The sequence below is a fragment of the Pseudomonas sp. NPDC089428 genome, assembly GCF_044749325.1.
Taxonomy (GTDB): Bacteria; Pseudomonadota; Gammaproteobacteria; order Pseudomonadales; family Pseudomonadaceae; genus Aquipseudomonas.
The window spans coordinates 412,427-431,735 of record NZ_JBIVHT010000001.1 but is presented as its reverse complement, the minus strand read 5'-3'; the positions used below and the strand labels follow the sequence as shown (position 1 = coordinate 431,735).

Annotated in this window: 15 protein-coding genes; 7 read left to right on the top strand and 8 right to left on the bottom strand. The window is 64.2% G+C overall.

Features of this window, described 5'->3' with window-relative positions:
- Window positions 1-40: 40 nt before the first annotated feature.
- On the bottom strand, window positions 41-919 hold the full coding sequence (locus tag ACIPZ5_RS02290; RefSeq protein WP_261940690.1) for a LysR substrate-binding domain-containing protein: 879 nt from the start codon (window positions 917-919) through the stop codon (window positions 41-43).
- Window positions 920-1,062: 143 nt separating this feature from the next.
- On the opposite strand from ACIPZ5_RS02290, the gene ACIPZ5_RS02285 reads away from it, so the two are divergent.
- A complete protein-coding gene (locus tag ACIPZ5_RS02285; protein WP_343594944.1) occupies window positions 1,063-1,242 on the top strand; it encodes a hypothetical protein in 180 nt (59 codons plus the stop codon).
- Window positions 1,243-1,260: 18 nt separating this feature from the next.
- Here the strand turns inward: ACIPZ5_RS02285 and ACIPZ5_RS02280 are convergent, their stop codons facing one another.
- The 3 genes from ACIPZ5_RS02280 to ACIPZ5_RS02270 form a co-directional block, all read right to left on the bottom strand.
- A complete protein-coding gene (locus ACIPZ5_RS02280; protein ID WP_343594942.1) occupies window positions 1,261-1,770 on the bottom strand; it encodes a hypothetical protein in 510 nt (169 codons plus the stop codon).
- A 97-nt stretch (window positions 1,771-1,867) separates the two neighbouring features.
- Complete coding sequence (locus ACIPZ5_RS02275) at window positions 1,868-3,430, bottom strand: glycosyltransferase family 39 protein (protein WP_400806391.1); 1,563 nt, start codon at window positions 3,428-3,430, stop codon at window positions 1,868-1,870.
- Between the two features lie 315 nt (window positions 3,431-3,745).
- Complete coding sequence (locus ACIPZ5_RS02270; RefSeq protein WP_261940694.1) at window positions 3,746-4,804, bottom strand: sigma-54-dependent Fis family transcriptional regulator; 1,059 nt, start codon at window positions 4,802-4,804, stop codon at window positions 3,746-3,748.
- 293 nt (window positions 4,805-5,097) lie between these two features.
- On the opposite strand from ACIPZ5_RS02270, the gene ACIPZ5_RS02265 reads away from it, so the two are divergent.
- The 6 genes from ACIPZ5_RS02265 to ACIPZ5_RS02240 all read left to right on the top strand — a co-directional run bounded on the left by ACIPZ5_RS02265 (window position 5,098) and on the right by ACIPZ5_RS02240 (window position 14,012).
- Window positions 5,098-6,171 (top strand): ABC transporter substrate-binding protein, encoded by a 1,074-nt coding sequence (locus ACIPZ5_RS02265; protein WP_343594937.1) that lies wholly within the window; start codon window positions 5,098-5,100, stop codon window positions 6,169-6,171.
- A gap of 11 nt (window positions 6,172-6,182) precedes the next feature.
- The gene (locus ACIPZ5_RS02260; protein WP_400806388.1) at window positions 6,183-7,406 is read left to right on the top strand and encodes a lipase family protein; all 1,224 of its coding nucleotides are present in this window, start codon (window positions 6,183-6,185) and stop codon (window positions 7,404-7,406) included.
- 12 nt (window positions 7,407-7,418) lie between these two features.
- Window positions 7,419-8,618 carry an LLM class flavin-dependent oxidoreductase gene (locus ACIPZ5_RS02255; RefSeq protein WP_400806385.1) on the top strand — a complete coding sequence of 400 codons (1,200 nt, stop codon included), beginning with the start codon at window positions 7,419-7,421 and terminating at the stop codon, window positions 8,616-8,618.
- Between the two features lie 4 nt (window positions 8,619-8,622).
- Entirely contained in the window at window positions 8,623-10,176 is a 1,554-nt protein-coding gene (locus ACIPZ5_RS02250; protein WP_400806383.1) for an ABC transporter substrate-binding protein, read from the top strand.
- A gap of 143 nt (window positions 10,177-10,319) precedes the next feature.
- Window positions 10,320-12,896: a TonB-dependent receptor plug domain-containing protein gene (locus ACIPZ5_RS02245; protein ID WP_400806380.1), complete on the top strand. Its 2,577-nt coding sequence runs from the start codon at window positions 10,320-10,322 to the stop codon at window positions 12,894-12,896.
- 27 nt (window positions 12,897-12,923) lie between these two features.
- Complete coding sequence (locus ACIPZ5_RS02240) at window positions 12,924-14,012, top strand: LLM class flavin-dependent oxidoreductase (protein ID WP_261940700.1); 1,089 nt, start codon at window positions 12,924-12,926, stop codon at window positions 14,010-14,012.
- Between the two features lie 21 nt (window positions 14,013-14,033).
- Here ACIPZ5_RS02240 and ACIPZ5_RS02235 read toward each other — a convergent pair whose 3' ends face one another.
- The 4 genes from ACIPZ5_RS02235 to ACIPZ5_RS02220 are packed head-to-tail and all read right to left on the bottom strand — an operon-like array spanning window position 14,034 to window position 19,302.
- Window positions 14,034-15,842 carry a dipeptide ABC transporter ATP-binding protein gene (locus ACIPZ5_RS02235; protein ID WP_400806377.1) on the bottom strand — a complete coding sequence of 603 codons (1,809 nt, stop codon included), beginning with the start codon at window positions 15,840-15,842 and terminating at the stop codon, window positions 14,034-14,036.
- Window positions 15,839-16,666 (bottom strand): ABC transporter permease, encoded by an 828-nt coding sequence (locus ACIPZ5_RS02230; protein WP_400806375.1) that lies wholly within the window; start codon window positions 16,664-16,666, stop codon window positions 15,839-15,841. Before ACIPZ5_RS02230 ends, ACIPZ5_RS02235 begins: the two co-directional genes overlap by 4 nt.
- Window positions 16,659-17,735 (bottom strand): ABC transporter permease, encoded by a 1,077-nt coding sequence (locus ACIPZ5_RS02225; RefSeq protein ID WP_261940703.1) that lies wholly within the window; start codon window positions 17,733-17,735, stop codon window positions 16,659-16,661. Before ACIPZ5_RS02225 ends, ACIPZ5_RS02230 begins: the two co-directional genes overlap by 8 nt.
- Window positions 17,728-19,302 (bottom strand): ABC transporter substrate-binding protein, encoded by a 1,575-nt coding sequence (locus ACIPZ5_RS02220; protein ID WP_343594923.1) that lies wholly within the window; start codon window positions 19,300-19,302, stop codon window positions 17,728-17,730. The genes ACIPZ5_RS02225 and ACIPZ5_RS02220 overlap by 8 nt, the downstream gene beginning before the upstream one ends.
- Window positions 19,303-19,309: the final 7 nt, after the last annotated feature.

Below are 19,309 nucleotides of genomic sequence, written 5' to 3'. Positions count from 1 at the left end.
GGCGACGAACCGCGGCAATGGGCTGCAAGGCAGCACCCCCTTATTCAGCTTCGGCGCGCAAGATGCCGATCAGAATCTCGGCCAGTTCCTTGACCATCGGGTCCGCCGTGGGCCGATGGAAGATCGCCGCCTCGAACACCCGAATCGGCTTGAACCCCTCCTCCGCCCCCAGCACCCGATGCCCTGGCGTCACCACCCGCGACGGCAACAGGCTGACACCCAAGCCATTGGCCACCGCCGCCTGGATACCCGCCAGGCTGGAACTGGTAAAGCCGATGCGCCAACTGCGCCCCATGGCCTCCACCGCGCTGATCATGTCATCGCGGTACAGGCCACGCGGCGGAAAGGTCACCAGCGGGATCGGGTCCTGGGCGAAGCTCGGATACTGCGCGCTGTCGATCCACTCGATACGCTCAGGCTGGCAGGCATTGGCCTCGCGGCTGTGGCGCCGCTGTTTGACCAGCACCAGGTCCAGCTCGCCACGGTCATAGGTGCTCATCAGGTCGCGGCTCAGGCCCCCGGTGATCTCCAGCTTGACGGTGGGGTTGAGCCGGTTGAACGCGGCCAGCGCCTGCATCGTCTTGCCCGCGACAAAATCGTCCGGCAGGCCGATGCGCACCGTGACCGAGACCCCGCCCGACATCGCTTCGCTCAGCTGGTTGCTGACCGCCAGCAGGTGCCGTGCATAGCGCAACAGCGTCTCGCCAGCGTCGGTCGGGTGCACCTCGCGGTTGCTGCGGTCGAGCAACTGGTGGCCGACCATCTCCTCCAGCCGGCGCACCTTCTGGCTGACCGTGGACTGGGTGGAGTGCAGGCGCGCGGCGGCGGTGGTGAAGCTGCCACAGTCGGCCACCATGACCACGGCGCGGAGCATGTCCAGGTCGTAGATGGCGCGGTTGGGTTTGGTGCTGTCGGTCATTGGCAGAGGTCGGCTTTCGAACGGGGCTGGGAGCATGATGCCTGAAGCTGAGCCACGCAGGAGCGCTTATTGCTGTCCGTTGTCACCGGGCAAGCCCAGTGAAGTAGACTTGGGCCTTTCTTTGCCCCTACGTGGAAGTCCTGATGAACAAACTGATCCTGCCTGTGGCCATTTTCGTAAGCGTGATCATCGCGGGGAAACTGGCTGAGCATTTTGGTCTTGAAGGCAGCTGGAAAATCGGTTTGCTGTGCGTAGTGGCGGCCTGCGTGCAGATCGCGGTCAACCGTATCCAGCGCTTGCAGCGGCAGAAAACTCAACGCTAAGGCTTTACGGGTAGGCGCTTACCGAATGTGCTTGAGCTTTTCGAGCATGGCGGCACTGCCCTTGAGGTAACCGGTGACCTCGCCATCTTCCCTTTTGAATTTGATGCCCATCACTTTGTTATCCAGCTTGACCAGTTCGACGGATGCGCGAATGACTTCATGGGGATGAGTGACTGTCGCGGGGGCTTTACCGTTCTGGGTGGAGACTTCGCTGACGGTTTGCTCGAACACATTGCGTTCAGCGTCATACGACCATGACGATTGCTGTACGATTTTTTGCATCGCGTTTTTGTCACTGACGATCAGAAAGTCGGTTGCTGAACCATCTGCCTTGAGCAGCAACAGCGCCAACGCCTGTGAGGTACCGTCATCGGCGTTGGAGTACCAGAGGCCGTACAAGTCACTTTTCTGGTATTTGGCAGTTGTGACCGCCGTTTCGCTGGGCGGTTTTCCTGAGCCGGTTGTGGAGCAGGCCGCGAGCACCAGCGGTGCCAGTAATGCGATGGCTACGGTGATGGACTTTCTCATTTTGTTCCTGATAGCAGCGTTGCGGTCTGGCTATGTGACTGTGGTGTCGACAGAGCAATATGTACGCGGATGAATCGCCACGGGCAATCCAGGGTTTCTACTGTCGCCTCAACGTGTAAAGACGCACTTGGGTATCCCCGACCTTGAGCGTGCTTACCTTGTTCCAATTACCCGGAATGGAGGCGAAATCATCGGGCGGCGCGCTGTTGCTGACCAACCACACGCGCGTTTGGCCCAAGGGTAGCATTTCAAGGCTGTCGAGATAGACCCTGTCGGCGTCGCTGTTGACCAACGTGCCAAACCCGTAATCGCCTGGCCGTCCGGAGGTACCATCGGCGCGTGGCGGTGTATAGAGCAGCGGCACCGAGCCGGTCTTGTTGTAGTAGACATAGCTGAAATACCAGAAAAGATCGCTGACCACGATACGGTCATTCGCCTGATAGTTTTCATTGACGTAGTTGACCAGCTTGTCGAACTGCTCATCATCGGTCTGGTAGTCATTATGCAAACCGACCAGCTCTACCGTCAGCACCGTCACCAACATGGCGACTGCGGCGTAACGAAAGTGACGCCTTAGCTGATCAATCGCAATTGCCAGTATCATCGGCAAGCCCAGGGCGGAAAACATCAGGTAGCGCTCGACCAGCAGCGGTACTTTCCAGGACACCACAAATACGACGATCAGCGGAAGAAACGCATAGATCGCCAGTAGAACATTAAATTTGTACGGGCTTCGATCACGCAGGCAGACAGCGCCCGTTACCAGCACCAGCGCCAGTGGCAATGCAAGGTAGAGCGGCCACCTCAGATTCTGGGCATCGCTAAGGGTCAGATACTGCCAGAGGGTCGATGGCAGTGAAGCCATGGTGATGGGCTCAATCCAGCCGATGTCGCCACCCGCCCTGAGTTGGTCAAGGTGCTGCAGCAAGTCAATCAGGCCGGGTATCCAGGGCGCATACAACATGGCGATGAAGCTGTTGGCGACCCACCATGCTGGCAGTGTGACGAGTCGGCGTTTTTCGCTGCGCACGACTGTCAGATAGGCCCAGTGAGACAGCGCGCAAAGCCCAGTGAAATAATGAGTGTAGAAACTTGCCGTCATTAACAGGACATAAATGACAAGGTAACGGTGCCGCTCAGGTTTTCTCACCCAATAGACCAGTGCAAGGGTTGCGCCCAGCAACCACAGCCCCATCAGCGAGTACATGCGTACTTCCTGGCTATAACGCACTGCAATGGGCAGCAAGGCCATTAACACGCCAGCCACGATTGCAGCGTGACGGGTTGCGACCTGATAGACCAGCCACATGCCCAGGCCCACAGTACCGATACCTGTCAACACGCTGAGGAACCTGATCGAAAACAGGCTATCCCCAAATGCGCCTATCCAGATGTGTAAAAGGAGAAAGTAAAGCGGTGGGTGTACATCATGGGCACTGTGGATCCAGATAAGCGAGGGCGAGTACTGGCTCATCAACAAGCTGGAACCCTCGTCGCACCATATGGCGGAGGCGGTTGAGCCATACAGCCGGACCAGCGTGGCGAGCAACAGGATTGGCAGCGGCCAGAGCTTTGCGGCCCATGGCGTGATTGTCTCGAATGGCTTCGCTTTGGCGGGAGTCAGGTTTTTCCCACTGATCTTGAATTCGTGAAACTTCATGCTTCCTCCAACCCAGCACAGCCCCTGAGAATGCATTCACGCGACATAAGGCTAGCAGTCATCGGGGCTACATGTTCAGGCTGGACCCAACGTCTCAGCTGCAGCCAGCGCACGGCTACGAAGGAGTTGAAAAGCCAGAATCATTACCGTCCTTGTCGCCTGTTGCGAAAAAACAGGCTGCCACTGTGGGAACTGGCTTGCTGAAGGCCAGCCCAGGCAGCGCAGACGTTGAGGGGAAAACAATGACTTCAGCCGACACCAGGTCGCTTGACCTGGGCTGCACGTCTTATCAGATGGCAATGATATGGACAGCCATCACGTTTTAGAGAGTTCGCCGATTTTTTCCAGCCGCGCCCGCACGATATTGCGACTGATGTTCAGCAAGCGCCCGGTCTGCAGCTGATTGCCGTGGCAGTACCGATACGCCGCCCTGAACACCGTCTCCTCGATATGCTCATACAAGTTCGGGACATTCTGCTCGAATAGCGCCAGCAAAGCGCTTTCCAATTCAGGCGGTGCCGCGCTCGCTGCCGGCAGGTAAGCCTGAGCAACAGGCGCCGCCACCTGTGGCCGGATATCGACCAAGTGCAGGTCCGCCGGTGCCACCACCTGATAGCGGCACACCAGCAACGCATGGTGAATGGCATTTTCCAGCTCGCGGATGTTGCCCGGCCAGCTATGTGCCAGCAACTTGCGCTCGGCATCCGGGCTCAGCGATGCCCGTTCGTAACCCAGCCGTCGGCAATGTTCTTCGATGAAGAATTCCGCCAGCGGCAGAATGTCTCCAGGCCGCTCACGCAAGGGCGGCAGGCGTATTGTTGCGACGTGCAACCGGTAGAACAAGTCCTCACGAAAATGCCCTGCCACCACCGCATCAGCCAGGTTGACGTTGGTTGCCGCCACCAGCCGCACGTTGATCGGTATCGGCGTACGTGAGCCCAGGCGCACCACCTCACGCTCCTGCAGCACTCGCAACAACTTCACCTGCATGTTCAACGGCAAGTCGCCGATTTCGTCGAGGAACAACGTGCCGCCATTGGCCGCCTCGAACCAGCCAGCCTTGTTACTGGTAGCGCCCGTAAAAGCACCTTTCTCATGGCCGAACAGCTCGCTCTCCACCAGGGTTTCGGCAAATGCGCCGCAGTTCACCGCCACGAATGGCTCACGCCCACGGCGGCTGAGGTGGTGGATATGGCGGGCGACAAGCTCCTTGCCGGTGCCGGTTTCGCCGATGATCAGGGTATTGGCCTCGCTGGGCGCCAGGCGCTCGATACGGCTGAGCAGCTCCTGGGAGCGCGGGTCCTTGAACACGAGCACAGTGGCGCGTACCGACTTGGTCAGCTCGCGGGCATTTGGGTGGGTGATCAGCGACATGGGGGCATTCCTGGCAGTTGACGCGCAGCCCCATAGTGCATGAAACAAATTAGATCAAAAAATTATTAATTAATATTTAGATATTCGAATTGGAAATATTCGATTTTTCAACAATCGACTGCTGCTACAGCAGCAATCCGCCAGCACTGCCCTGCCCGCCGATCAGCAGCCCTTGCTCTTCACGGCCCCTTGCTTATGGCTGGAGGCCCTGTAGATAAAGGGCTGTAGCCACTTCACAGCATGCTGGCATGCATTTCGCTCCTGGCCTGTAGAACCTTTGCCTGGAGCTGCACATGAACAATCCCTGGCGTCACGCCCTCGCCCTGCTGGGCGGCCTGTTCCTCAGCCTGGCTGCGCTGGCAGCCGAGCCACCGGCGGCGGTGCGCATCGCCATCGTCGCCTTCACCCAGGGCGGTGCGCCAGTGTTTGGCGGCATCCCTGGGCGGGTGATCGAAGAAGGCTGGCTGGAACAGCAACTGGCCGCTCGCGGCGTGAAACTGCAATGGACCGCCCTGCCCCATGCCGGCGCCGGGCCGCAGATCAACGAAGGCTTCAGCAACGACAGCCTGGACTTTGCCGTACGCGGCGACCTGCCCTCGGTCATCGCCGGTGCCGGCCAGGTACCGGGCAAGCTGGTGGTGCCGGGCGGCAGCGGCAACAACATCTACCTGGTGGTGCCGAGCAATTCCACGGCACGCAGCATCCAGGACCTCAAGGGCAAACGCCTGGCGCTGCACCGCGGCCGGCCATGGGAATTCGCCTTCAGCAATTTCCTGCAGAGCCAGGGCCTGCAACTGAGCGACTTCAAGATCGCCAACCTCAACCCGCAGGTCGGTGCCGCTGCGGTGTCTGCCGGTAAAGTGGATGCCGCCGTGCTGCTCAACGAAGCCTACGCCCTGGAAGACAAAGGCGTGGCGCGCATCCTCTGGTCGACCAAACAAGGTGCCAACGACTGGCGGCTGGTATCCGACCTGTGGGGCACCGACCGCTTCGTGCAGCAGCACGCCGACCTGACGCAATTGGTGGCCACAGCCTGGGTGCGAGCGGCCTGGTGGATCTCCCAGGAGCAGAACCGCGACGCCTACTACGCGCTGTCCTCGCGCGCCGGCGTCAGCGAAAGCGTGCTGCGCCGTGACGACCAGGACGACCCGGTGGCCTGGAAGGCGCGCTGGGCACCGAAAAGCGATGCCCAGCTCAAGGCCCACTACGACGCCCTTGGCCAGTACGCCCTGGCCAACCGGCTGATCCGCACGCCCTACGACATTACCAGCGACCTGGCCACGGGCTTTACCCGCCAGGCGTTGATCGACCTGCAACTGACCCATTACTGGCCATCCCTCGACGCCCAGATCAGCCAACAACCTTGAGAGACTTTCCCATGAAACTGCCTGCTTCGCTCGTCTTCGGTCTCAGCGCCCTGGCACTGTCAATCGGCGCCATGGCCGCCGAAACCTACGCCCCCAAACCAGACCCGCAACAGGGCGATGGCCGTGTGTCGGCCTTCTACACCTGGACCAAGGCAATCCCCGCCACGCCCGGCAAACTGCTGCGCAGCGAACCGCTGGAGCAGGCCATCAGCCTGCCAAATGCGGCCAGCGCGCAACGCATCCTATACACCTCGCTCGATGGTATCGACGGCAAGACCCCAATCGTGGTTTCCGGTGCGCTGTTCATCCCCAAAGGCAAGGCACCTGCGGGCGGCTGGCCGGTCGCCAGCTGGGGCCATGGCACCGTCGGCGTGGCGGATATCTGCGCGCCGTCCTGGGCTGGCCGCAGCTACCGCGACGTGCAATACCTCAATCGCTGGCTCGATGAAGGCTATGCCATTGTCGCCACTGACTACCAGGGCCTCGGTGTGCCGGGCGGCCACCCGCTGCTGAACAACCGCATGGCCGCCTACGGCATTCTCGATGCGGCCAAGGCCGTGGTCGCCGGCGTGCCGGGGCTGGCCGACAAGGTGTTGATCATTGGCCAGTCGCAAGGGGGTGCCGGGGCCTTTGCCGCCGGGGCCTATGCAGCGACTTACGCGCCCAAGCTGGGCGTCAAGGGCAGTATCGGCACGGGTGTGATCTACACCGTGGGCGCCAAGAACGTTGGTGAACAGGACCAGGACAAGGTCGACCCGGCCCTGGCCTATGGCTTCTACACCCTGCTGGCCGCGCAGCAGTATGACCCGAGCATCGACCCGCGCGACTTCTACACCGACAAGGCCCTGCCGCTGTTCGAGCAAGCGCGCACCAGCTGCCTGTCGGCATTGGTCAGCGACGTGGTCGGCACCGGCCTGACCCCGGCCAACGCCAAGAAAGACTACAAGGGCGACCAGCTCAAGCCATGGTTGGCGCAGGTGTCGTACCCGACCCTGAAGCTTGCCCAGCCGATCTTCATTGGCACCGGCGCCGAGGACAAGACCCCCGCTGCCGCCACCCAGGTCGCGCTGATGCAGGATGCCTGCAAAGCCGGCTCGGTGGTGCAGGGCCACCTGTACAAGGGCCTGGGCCATAGCGAAACGGTGAATGCGTCGCTGAAGGACTCCATCCCGTTCGCTCGCCAGGTCATCAGCGACCAGCCGGTCACCCCCAATTGCAGCCCAAGCGTCCAGTAAGGAGGCCAGCCCATGAGCATCGAATTCTTTACCCGCCTGCCCCTGCATGGCGAAACCCAGTTTCTCCCCGGCGACCCCCGCAACCGCGGCGACTGGCATGCGGGCGGGCTCAGCACCGGTGCGGTGTCGGGGTTTGCCGTGGGTGACCACTTCACCTATATCGACTACCTCGGCCAAATCGCCCGCGCCGCTGAAATAAACGGCTTTGGCGGCGCGCTGATGGTCAACGCCCCCACTGGCGAAGAACCGTGGACGGTGTGCTCGCTACTGGCCCGGGAAACCCGCACGCTGAAGTTCGTCACCGCGTTCCAACCCTATCACTACACCCCCTGGGTGGCCGTGCAGCAGGCCGCGACCTACCAGCGCGCCACCGGCAACCGCCTGGTGTGGAACATCATCAACGGCGGCTCGGATGCCATCCAGCGCCAGGTCGGCGACTTCGAAGACCATGACCAGCGCTACGCCCGCGCCACCGAGTTCATGGACGTGGTGCGCGGCTACTGGCACCACGAGCAGTTCCATTACCAAGGCACTTACTACCGCGCCGAAGGCGGTGGCCTGCGCGGCCCGCTGAAAAAGGCCGAGCTGCCGCTGATCTGCACGGCCGGCTCGTCGGTGGCAGCACGGGAGTTCGCCGCCAAGCACGCCGACTTCTACCTGATGCGCGCTGAACACCCGGACGAGATTGCCGCGCTGATCGCAGATATCCGCGCCCGCGCGCTGAAGTGGGGCCGCACCGATATTCGCTTCGGCCTGTCCATCGACGTGATCGCCCGCGAAACCGAAGACGCAGCGCTGGCCGAGGCCAAGCGGTTCTTCGACGAGGGGGTGGCCAAGGGCACGGTCAAGGCCCGCGCTGCTCACGCCGGCCTGCGCACGGCGCGCAAGCTGAGCTACGAGCATGACTACAACGACAAGGACGAACAACAGGCCTTCGACGACTTCTTCATCCACCCCAACGTATGGACCGGCTTCGGCTACATCGGCATCCCACCGGGCTGCGCGCTGGTGGGCAGCTATGCCAACGTGGTGGCGCGTATCCGCGAGTACCACGGCATCGGTGTCGATCTGTTCTTCCTCGCCGGCTACCCGCACCTGGAAGAAGCCTACCGCATCGGTGAGCACATCCTGCCGCACTTTCGTGAGCAGCGTGCAGCCCTTGCCCGCCCGCTAGCCGAACCCGTGCCACTGCACGCCAGCAACGGAGCCTGACGCCATGGCCTGGGACGGTTACCCACTGAGCCGGCGCAGCTTTCTCGGCCACGCCGGCGTACTGGCCGGCGGGCTGTTGGCCGGCTGCGGCCCCGCCGACAACCCGAACCCTGGCGTGGCCGACGAGCCACGCCATGGCGGGCGCCTGCGCCTGGGCATCATCGACGGCAGCCAGAGCGGCAACCTCGACGCCCACAAGCCTGTCGGCAGCGGCATCGTGCGTGGCTTTGCCCTGTACAGCAAGCTGTGGGAATGGGACGAGCAGATGCAGCCGCGCCTGGCCTTGGCCGAGTTCGCCGAGCCCAATGCCAACGCCAGCAGCTGGACCTTGCGCCTGAAGCCGGGGCTGGAGTTCCACCACGGCAAGACCATCGACGCCGACGATTTGATCTTCTCCATCCGCCGCCTCACCGACCCGCAGCTGGCCTCGCCCTATGCGGCGCTGCTGCACTGGGTGGACCGCGACAACCTGGTCAAGCTGGATGAGCGTACCGTGCGCCTGGGCTTTCGCGAGGGGCGCAGCTACCTGCCACTGCCGGAAACCTGGGTCAACTTCGGCGGCATCGTGCCGGTGGACTACCACCCGGTCACCAACCCGGTCGGCGCCGGGCCGTACAAACTGAAAAGCTTCACCCCAGGCCAGCGCTCGCTGTTCACCCGCTTCGACAATTACTACAAGCCTGGCAAACCGTATGCCGATGAATTGGAAATCATCGACTTCAAGGACCAGACCGGCCGCCTGGCGGCGCTGCGCGCCGGGCAGATCGACATGGCCAACGTCATGTCCACCGAACACCTGCAGGTCCTGCAAGCCGACCCACGGCTGCGCCTGCTGAAGTCGGTGAGCGGCAACTGGTTGTCGTTCGACATGAACACCGCCAAGGCGCCGTTCGACGACCCACGGGTGCGCGAGGCGTTCCGCCTGCTGGCCGACCGTGAGGAGCTGGTGCGCCGTGCGCTGAATGGCCAGGGCCGGGTGGCCAACGACCTGTATGCACCGTTCGACCCAACCTTCGACCACAGCATCGGCCCGCGCCCCCATGACCCGCAGCGCGCAGCGCAGTTGCTGCGCGAAGCCGGCCATGAACAGTTGCAGGTGGAGCTGGTGACCACCCCTGGACCGGGCCTGGCTTCGGCCCTGGTGCTGGCCGAACAGGCCCGGCGCATCGGCGTGACACTCAACGTGCGCCAGGTCGACCTGGCCACCTTCCAGGGACCGCAGCGCGATGACTGGACCTTGAGTACCGGCGGCAGCATCGGTGCGCCGTTCCTGGCCAGCGCCATCCACACCGATGCGCCGTTCGCGGTGGCCAACAAGACCCACTTTCACGACCGCGAATTCAGCGAGGCCTTCCTTGCCGCCATGGCCCAACCGGACCTGGAGCAACGCAAGGCACTGGTGCACCGGGCACAACGCATTCAGTACGAACGCGGCGGCATGCTGATCTGGGGCTTTGCCGACCTGCTCGACAGCGTCAGCACCCGCGTGGGTGGCGCGCAGGCAGAGCAGTCGCTGTTCAGTACCTGGCGGTTCGAGAGCCTATGGCTGAAAACCTGAGCTCCAGCGTGCCCCCTCCCCCTGTGGGAGCGGGTTTGCCCGCCCTCACAGAGACCGTGTAGCACATCACGGCAATCCATAACCGCAGGCGCGGCTGCGCCCTCGTTTCTCCCACATTCCTACTATTGAACGAGGCCCAGCCAATGCCCCGCGTTACCTTGCTGCACCCAAGATTCCAGCCCAGCGCCCTGGCGCTGGCCGTCCTGGCCGCCAGCTCGCCGCTGGCCCACGCCGAAGACACTCAGCTGCAAACCGTCACCGTGCAGGCCGAGCAGCGCGACGACGACGCCCTGCCCACCCGTCCGCCTGCCTCGATCTACGGCGGCCTGGAAGCCAAAGTGCTCGACACCCCGCGCTCGGTCACCCAGATCAATGCCGAACAACTGGCCAACGACCCGATCCGTAGCTCCGACGACCTGGTCAAGTACGCCCCCGGCATCACGCGCGGCGGTGGTCAGAACGCCGGCATCGCCCCGCAGATGCGCGGGCAGAACACCGAGGTATTCCAGGATGGCCAGCGCGCCTACGGCGTTCGCCACCCTGCCAACTTCAACGCCTACGAGGGCGCCGACATCGTCGCCGGGCCGTCGTCGGTGACCTACGGCTCGGTCAGCGGCAGCGGCGGCTACGTCAACTACCTGAGCAAGAAGCCCGACTTCAACCGTTACCGCACCAAGCTCAGCGGTGAGATCGGCAGCTGGATCCCCGACGGCGAGTCACGCGATGCCAGCAAGTTCAGCATCGACAACACCGGCCCGCTGGCCGAAGACCTGGCCTACCGGGTAAGCATCACCCGCCAGCGCCAGGATGACTTCTACGACAACGTCGAGAACAACTTCGACGCCTTCTACGGTGCGCTGGCCTGGCGCAATGACAACCTGCGGGTGGACTGGAACGCCGCCTACGACGACTACTACGACTACAACATCACCCACGGCTGGAACCGAGCCACCCAGGACCTGGTCGACCACGGCAAGTACTACGCCGGCCGCGCCACGCCGATCATTCAGAACGGCACCACATTATGGTCACCCGTGCTGTCGTCCGGCGCTGCAGACGCTCAGGTGCTTGGCTGGGTGCAGCGACAGCGCAACGCCCAAGGCCAGTATCAGGTGGTCGACGGCAGCTTCCGCGGCGCGTCACCCAACACCCAGGCCAACCCCGGCTCCCTGCGAGGCTGGGTCTACGACCCGTCGCTTGCCGGTAATGGCCTGACTTCGCTGTCATCGCAGACCGGCCAGCGTGCGCAGGATGAAAACCGCTCGCGGCGCTTCACCACGCAATTGCGTGTCGAAGGTGACCTGACCTCTTCGATCACCCTGGCCAACAGTACGTTCTTCCAACACTCCACTGACACCACCGACGCCGTGGGCGCGTTCCAGGTGCAGGGCAAGGACGACATCTTCGACAACCGCTTCGAGTTCCGCGCCCGCGGCCAATGGCAGCTGGGCGACCTGACCCTGATCGACGACAGCAACAGCGGGCTGATCTACCGCCGCGAGCGCAACGAGTCGATCGCCGCCAACAACAGCTTCGGCAGCACCATCAACGCCTACGACCTGACCCTCGACCCGACCTTGAAGAACCCCGGCGACCTGCTCGGCCTGAGCGGCCGCAACCCCGCCGGTGGCAACGCTGCATGGATCGGCCAACCTGGCGTGCCGCAGTTCTCCAGCTACTACGGCTGGCTCAACCTGCCCGCCATGTACCCGGCCGGGCACGGCCTGTATGCCGAATCGGTGGCGCCGTACACCGCCGACAGCACCTGGGCCACCAAGACCTTGTTCAGCCAGCACAACCTGCGCCTGGGCGAGCGCCTGGGCCTGAACGTTGGCGCCAGCCGCAGCTGGATCGACGCGCGCATCGAAAACCCCTTCGTGCTGCCCGGCGGCAACCCGCGCAAGGACTCGAACAACTACCGGTTGTTCTCGGTGCAAGTCAGCCCCTACTTCAAACCCACGCAAAACAGCACCCTGTATTACACCTTCGACCGCTCGCTGGCGGTGAACACCGGCTTCTTCACCAACGGCCTGGGCTGGGGCAGTGGCAGCGGGGCCAACCTGCTCAACCCGCTGGCCTTCGAAAGCCTGAGCGTGCTGCATGAGGCAGGTTTGAAGGTAGAGGCGGTACCCGACCAGCTGTTCCTGACCCTGGCGGCCTACCGGCAGGCCCGCGACCAGTCGCCAGACAGCAACAACAACATTGCCCGGCTGATCGTCAAAGGCTGGGAAGCGACCCTGCGCTACCAGGACCAGCACCTGCGCGGCGGCCTCAACCTCAGCCGCATCAGCGCCTACAACGAGTTCACCAGCCAGGCCGGGTTCGCCTCGGCCGGGTTCATCCCCGACAACGGCACCGTATTCGGCGACAACAACAGCCTCAACCAGCGCCCGTCCGGCAAGTTCGATGCCGTGCAGATTCCTGAATACAACGCCGGTGGCTATATCGACTACCGCTTCGATTCCGGGTTTGGCGCCGAGCTTTCCGGCTGGTGGACCAGCAGCTGGTACCTGAACCTGAGCAAGACGGTGAAAGTGCCGGACGAATACAACCTCGACCTTGCCGTGTACTACCGCCAGCCGCAGTGGGGTGTGACGGTGCGCATGCTCAACGTCACCGACGAGCTGAATTTCGTCAGTGGCCTGGCCGGTTCGACCAACACGTTCCTGCAACCGATGCCGGGCCGCACGCTGCTGGCCCAGGTCGATTACCAGTTCTGATCACCCTCAACCTGAAAGGCCCCCGCCATGTCCATTGAATTCGTCGGCATGATCTTCCCCCGCCAGTGGTCCGAGACCCGTGGCATCCGAACAGCGGACTTCGACTTGCCGTTCATCCGTCACCACGCCCGTGCCCATGAGCATGCCGGGTTCGACCGGGTGCTGATCGCCAGCGGCCCTGGCAGCGCCGACAGCCTGCAGATTGCCGCCTATGCTGCCGCGCACACCGAACGCCTTGGTTTCATGATCGCCCACCGCCCGGCCCTGACCGCGCCCACGGTGGCTGCACGGGCATTCGCCACCCTCGACCACACCACCGGCGGCGGGCGCATCCGCCTGCATGCGATCACCGGCATTACCGCCGAGCCGCAAGAGGGGGACACGCTGCTGGACAAGACCGAGCGCTACCGGCGTGCTGACGAATACCTTGAGATTGTCCGTCGTACCTGGACGGCCGAGGAGCCGTTCGACTTCGAGGGCCGCTACTTCAACATCAAGGGCGCTTTCTCACCGGTGAAACCTTTGCAGCAGCCACATATCCCGATCTCCTTCGGTGGCTCGTCCGACATCGCCTACCAGATCGCGGTCAAGCATGCCGACCTGTATGCCTTGTGGGGTGAGCCGCTGAGCGGCGTCGCCGAACAGATCGGCAAGCTCAAGGCTGCCGCGAACGCCGCAGGCGTGACGGCGCCAAGGGTGAGCTTGTCGGTGCGGCTGATCCTGGGGGCCACCGAGGAGCTGGCCTGGCAACGCGCCGAACAGATCCTCGCACAGATCAAGGCCAACCCGCAGTTCGCGGCAGGCAGCCCCTGGCAGAAGCGCATCAAGGGCACCGGTTCCGAACGCCTGCTCGCCGCCGCCGCCCGCGGCGACCGGCACGATCGGGCGTTGTGGATGCCGACGGCGACTGCGGTGGGTGCCTATGGCGATACCACCGCGCTGGTGGGCACGCCGGAGACTGTAGCCCAGGCGTTGCTCGATTATGTCGACCTTGGGGTGAGTACCTTTCTCAACCGAGGTTATGACCCGTTGTATGACACGGTGGACTACGGCCGCTGGGTGATCCCGGCGGTACGCGAGGAAGTGCGCCGGCGCCAGGCACGGTTTGTGGGGTAATTGCGCTGCATGTGCAAGGCTTCACCCGTGTTCGCGGGTGAAGCCGCTGCCATCCCCACCCAGGCTCGGCGAATGCGCCAGCAATTCTTGCGTGTAGGCATCAGCCGGCCGATCCAGTACCTGCTCGGCACTGCCCTGCTCCACCACTCGCCCCTGACGCAGCACCAGTACCCGATCGGCAATCGCCCGCACCACCCCAAGGTCATGGGTGACGAACAACAAAGTCAGCCCCTCCCCCTGCAAACGCTGCAGCAAGGCCAGAATCGACGCCTGCACCGACACATCCAGCGCGGAAGTGATCTCGTCACACACCAGCAACTTCGGCTCGCAGATCAGCGCCCGGGCAATCGCCACCCGCTGGCGTTCCCCACCCGACAAGCTATGCGGGAACAAGTCGGCCACGCGTGCCGGCAGCGACACCCGCTCCAGCACCGCCTCGACCCGACGGCGCGCGTCACTACCCCGTACCCCGAAAAAGTGCGCCAACGGCGCGCTGAGGGTTTGCGCGATCGTCTGCCTGGGGTTCAAGGCCCGATAAGGGTTCTGAAATACATACTGGATCTGGTGACGCAACCGGGCATCACGTTGGCGCGCCGCAAATGCCAGAGGCTCGCCGGCGTAACGCATATGCCCCTGAACGTTCTCGCCCAGCCCGGCAATGGCCCTGGCCAGGCTGGTCTTGCCCGAGCCCGACTCACCCACCAGTGCCAGGCACTCCCCTTGCCCCACAGACAATGAGACATCGAACAGCACCTGGCGATCGTAAGCGACATCCAGCCCGCGAACCTCCAGCAACACCGCTTCGCTCGGTACCGATAGCGCCTCGACAGCCTCCAGCCCAAGGCGCCGCGGTTCCTGGTGCGGCAACAGGCAGGCGACCTGGTGCTTGCCACCCAGCGTCAGCAACGGCGGCTCGATCACCGAACACTCGGCACGACGCCTGTCGCAGCGTGGCGCAAACGCACAGCCATGCGGGCGCTGCCCGGGTGCTGGCGCATGCCCGGCAATGGCCTGCAACGGCTGGCGACGAACAACGTCAGGGATGGCCGCGAGCAAGGCACGGGTGTAAGGGTGCGCGGGGATGCCAAACAGCGCCTCGCGCCCGGCCATCTCCACCAGCCGCCCGGCGTACATCACCATGACCCGGTCGACCAGCTCACGCACCACCGCCAGGTCGTGGGTGACGTACAACGCCGCCACACCGTGTTCGCGGCACAGCCGCTTGAGGGTCTGCAACACATGGGCCTGGGTGGTAACGTCCAGTGCGGTGGTGGGTTCGTCGAGCACGATCAGCCTGGGCCGCAAGACAAACGCCAGCGCCAGCATTATCCGCTGTTGCTGCCCACCCGACAGTTGGTGCGGGAAACAGCGCAGGAAGGCATCGTCAGCGGGCAGGCCCACCTCCACCAGGGTTTCGCCGATGCGCTGGCGCACCGCCTGACGCGACAACCTGGGCTGGTGCGCCAACAGGGTTTCACGCAGCAAGGTCCCCAGGCGCAACGCCGGGTTCAGCGCTGTGGCCGGGTCCTGGGCCACGTAGCCGACCAGCCCGCCGCGGGCCAGGCGCAAGGCCTCGCCTTGCAGTTCCAGCAGCGATTGCCCGGCTACCCTCACTTGCCCGCCGACAATTCGCGCGCCCTGTCGGGCATGGCGCAGCAAGGCCGTCGCCAAGGTGGTCTTGCCCGAACCGGACTCGCCCACCAGGCCCACGATTTCCCCCGCCGCCAGGCTGAAGGAAACCTCGGCCAGCACCTCCACCTGGCCGGCCAGTTCTACCCGCAGGTTACTGACCCGCAATACCTCGCCCGCACTATTCAGCGGCATGTTCATGGCTGTTTCTCCGCAACCCGTGCACTGGCCCGGCCAATGCCTTCGGCCAGGATGTTGGTGCCATAGGCAAACACCCCGATCAGCACCGCCGGTGCCAGCACGGCCCAGGGCTGCACCAGCAGGCCGGCCTGGTTTTCGTTGATCATCAGGCCCCAGTCGGCAGCCGGCGGCGCCACGCCGTAACCGAGGAAGCTCAGGCCCGAAAGCATGCCCACCGCCCAGGTCAGCATGTTGCCGAAGTGCACCAGCAGCGGCGTGAGGATGTTTGGCAGGATTTCCTGGAAGAGGATGCGCCAACGCGGGTAGCCCATCATCTGCGCGGCCTCGACAAACTCCTGCCCGGCCACGGCCACCGCGCTGCCACGGGCCAGGCGAACGACCCCAGGCGTGAAGGCAATGGCTACGGTCAGCACGATCAGCCACGGCGCACGGCCGAGCATGGACACGATGAGCAGCACCAGGATCAGGTCCGGAAACGCCAGCGACACATCGGCCGCCCAGCTGATCGCCTGGTCCAGGCGCCTGCGCGAAAACCCGGCCAACAGGCCCAGGCTGCTGCCGACCAGCAATGCCAGGGTGGCCGCAGCCACCGACATCCACAGCACCGACAGGCCACCACTGAGCAACCGCGACAGCAGGTCATGGCCAAGAAAATCGTGCCCAAGCGGCGCCCCAGCGGCCGGCGCGCCATACACCGGCCCGACCATGGCCGTGGGCGCATGCGGCGCCAGCCAGGGGCCGATCGCTGCCAGCAGCGTTATCAGCAAGGTGATCACGGCGCCGCGGCGTACCTGCGCGTCGGCCAGCCAACGGCAATCAGTCATGGGTCGCCTCCTGGGCAGGGGTGCTGCGTGCACGGCGCCACCACGGGCGGATGCCACGCCGTACCCGGCGGATCATCCGCACCCGGCGCGCGGTGCGCAGCTTGGGAGTGAGCAATACCGTCAACAGGTCGGCGAGCAAATTGATCAGCACTACCGCCAGGGTGATGACCAGCACCACGCCCTGGATCATCGGCAGGTCACGCATCTGGATTGCCGCGTTGAGCGTGGTGCCGATGCCCGGGAAACTGAAGATCACTTCGGCCAGCAACGCACCACCGACCAGCGTACGCAAGGTCAGCGCCACCCCCTGGATCGCCGGTGTCAGGGCGTTGGGCAACGTGTGTCGCCAGACGATGCGCCGCTCGGGAATGCCGCGCAGGCGTGCGGCGATCACATAGTCGGATTCCAGCGCCTCGATCATCGAGGCCCGCACCATCCGCGTCAGGTACGGCAGGGCCGTCAGGCTCAGGGCCAGCACCGGCAGCACCAGCGACGGCCACTGTCGCCACAACGGCAGTTGCGGGTCGAGGATCGACACCGCCGGCAACCAGCCCATGCCCGGCATGGAGAACAACAGCACCAGGCCGATAGCCAACAGAAAACCCGGTGTGGCCTTGAGCAGGATCAACGCTGAAAGGCCCCAGCGGTCCACCCGGCTGTCGCGCCGCAATGCCAGGCTCACGCCCAGCAGCAAGGCCACCGGCACCACCAGCGCCAGCACCCCGGCCAGCAGCGCCAGGGTGTGGCCCAAGCGGGCAAACAACAGCTGCGCCACCGGCACCTGGGAGTCCAGCGAAATGCCGAGGTCACCGCGTAGCGCCGCGCCCAGCCAGCGCAGGTACTGCAACAGGATCGGCTGGTCGAGCCCCAGTTGCCGTTGCAGCGTGAGGATGCTTTGCAGCGGCGCATCCGGGCCAAGAATGACCCGCGCCGGGTCCGAGGGCAGTGCCTGGGTGGCAATGAACACCACCAGGCTGATCACCCAGGCGGTCAGCAGCCCGTAACCGAGGCGGCCGATGAACCAGGCCAGCCAGGCCGGCGTGCGGGGTGTTTGTCGTGTATCAGGCATTGGGGTTCAACCAGAGTTCGTCGAAGCGCCAGGAGGCGAAGGTGGTCTGTTCCGGGGTGAGCCCGCCGACCTTGGCCGACGCGGCATCGAGCACGTCGCAAAAGCCCCAGACCAGCAAGCCGCCACGTTCGTGCTGGATGGCCTGGGCTTCGTGCACCAGGGCCTTGCGCAGGGCAAGGTCGGGCTGCGCCAAGGCCTGCTGGAACAGTTCGGTAAAGCGTGGGTCGTGGAAGTTGCTGCGGTTGTAGATGGCCTGCGGCGCATCGTTGTGCAGTGCTGAAGCAAGAAAGCCGCGCGCCGGGGTCGAGCTCGGCGACAACTGCCATTGCTCACGCTGCGGCCCGTTGAAGACTGCCCCGTCTACCTGATTGACCTTCACCTGCACCCCGGCCTTCAAAGCCTGCTGGGCAAACACCAGCGCGGCGTTGACGCCAGGCCCTGGTGTGGTGGTCAGCTCCACGCGCAAATCGTCCTGCCCCGCCTGACGCAACAGCGAACGGGCCTGGTCCAGGTCGTAGGGGCGCTGGGCAATGGCGTGGTTGTAGGTGGGGTCGTGGGGCGAATACAGGTCGTTGGCCACCCGGCCAAAACCATTCAAACCACGCGCCACCAGCTCCTGGCGGTCGGCCAGCAGGCGAAACGCCTGGCGCACGCGCACATCCTGGAACGGCGCCTTGGCCAGGTTCAGGTTGAAACCGGTAAACGAGGTGGTTGGCGAGGCATACAAGCGCAGCCGTGGGTCGGCCTTGAGCAACGCACTGTGCTCGGCCTGCACACCGCTCGCCACATCGATCTGCCCGGCGCGCAAGGCTGCGGCGCGCGACACCTGGTCCTTGAATTCGATGATTTCCAGCTCGTCCGCATAGGGGCGGTCGGGCTTGTAGTAGTGCTCGAAACGGGTGTAGAGCGAGCGCTGGCCTGGTATGAAGCTTTTCAGCCGGTACGGCCCCGCGCCCACCGGGTTGGTCACCGGATGGTAGTCGGTGGGCACGATGCCGCCGAAGCTGATCAGCGTTTCGTCCAGCGGGTAGAAGCTCTGCCCCTGCTTGAAGCGGATCTCTATCGTGCGTTCGTCCAGCTTGCGCAGGGCCTGGCGGTCGATAGCGCCGACCAGCCCGGCGAATGGCGAGGCCAGTTGCGGGTCGGTCAGGCGCAGGATCGAGAACAACATGTCGTCGGCGGTGATGCTTTTGCCGTGGTGGAACTCCAGCCCCGGCTTGAGGCGGATGGTCCAGGCACTGGCATCGGCATTCGGCTCGGCGAACTCGGCCAGCGCCAGGCGCGTGCTGACATCGGCGTTCCATTCCCAGAACTTGGCGTACAGTGCCCAGCCACGGATGATGCCGCCGCCCACCGGCTTGTGGGCATCGAGGTTACCGGCCTGGTCGCCGTCGATAATGCCCACCCGCAAGCGCCCGCCACGCACCGGCGTACCCGGCAGCAGCGCCGTGGCGGCTGCCGGCGCGCCGCTGTCGCAGCCACTGAGCAGGCCGCCACCGAGCAGCAGGCCGCCACCGACGGCCAGGCTATTGCCGAGAAACACCCGGCGCGAAAACAGCTCGCTCATCACCCTC

Excerpts from the sequence above, each read along its gene's own strand:
- ACIPZ5_RS02290 (WP_261940690.1), bottom strand. The coding sequence starts at position 919 with ATGACCGACAGCACCAAACCCAACCGCGCCATCTACGACCTGGACATG.
- ACIPZ5_RS02285 (WP_343594944.1), top strand. The coding sequence starts at position 1,063 with ATGAACAAACTGATCCTGCCTGTGGCCATTTTCGTAAGCGTGATCATC.
- ACIPZ5_RS02280 (WP_343594942.1), bottom strand. The coding sequence starts at position 1,770 with ATGAGAAAGTCCATCACCGTAGCCATCGCATTACTGGCACCGCTGGTG.
- ACIPZ5_RS02275 (WP_400806391.1), bottom strand. The coding sequence starts at position 3,430 with ATGAAGTTTCACGAATTCAAGATCAGTGGGAAAAACCTGACTCCCGCC.
- ACIPZ5_RS02270 (WP_261940694.1), bottom strand. The coding sequence starts at position 4,804 with ATGTCGCTGATCACCCACCCAAATGCCCGCGAGCTGACCAAGTCGGTA.
- ACIPZ5_RS02265 (WP_343594937.1), top strand. The coding sequence starts at position 5,098 with ATGAACAATCCCTGGCGTCACGCCCTCGCCCTGCTGGGCGGCCTGTTC.
- ACIPZ5_RS02260 (WP_400806388.1), top strand. The coding sequence starts at position 6,183 with ATGAAACTGCCTGCTTCGCTCGTCTTCGGTCTCAGCGCCCTGGCACTG.
- ACIPZ5_RS02255 (WP_400806385.1), top strand. The coding sequence starts at position 7,419 with ATGAGCATCGAATTCTTTACCCGCCTGCCCCTGCATGGCGAAACCCAG.
- ACIPZ5_RS02250 (WP_400806383.1), top strand. The coding sequence starts at position 8,623 with ATGGCCTGGGACGGTTACCCACTGAGCCGGCGCAGCTTTCTCGGCCAC.
- ACIPZ5_RS02245 (WP_400806380.1), top strand. The coding sequence starts at position 10,320 with ATGCCCCGCGTTACCTTGCTGCACCCAAGATTCCAGCCCAGCGCCCTG.
- ACIPZ5_RS02240 (WP_261940700.1), top strand. The coding sequence starts at position 12,924 with ATGTCCATTGAATTCGTCGGCATGATCTTCCCCCGCCAGTGGTCCGAG.
- ACIPZ5_RS02235 (WP_400806377.1), bottom strand. The coding sequence starts at position 15,842 with ATGAACATGCCGCTGAATAGTGCGGGCGAGGTATTGCGGGTCAGTAAC.
- ACIPZ5_RS02230 (WP_400806375.1), bottom strand. The coding sequence starts at position 16,666 with ATGACTGATTGCCGTTGGCTGGCCGACGCGCAGGTACGCCGCGGCGCC.
- ACIPZ5_RS02225 (WP_261940703.1), bottom strand. The coding sequence starts at position 17,735 with ATGCCTGATACACGACAAACACCCCGCACGCCGGCCTGGCTGGCCTGG.
- ACIPZ5_RS02220 (WP_343594923.1), bottom strand. The coding sequence starts at position 19,302 with ATGAGCGAGCTGTTTTCGCGCCGGGTGTTTCTCGGCAATAGCCTGGCC.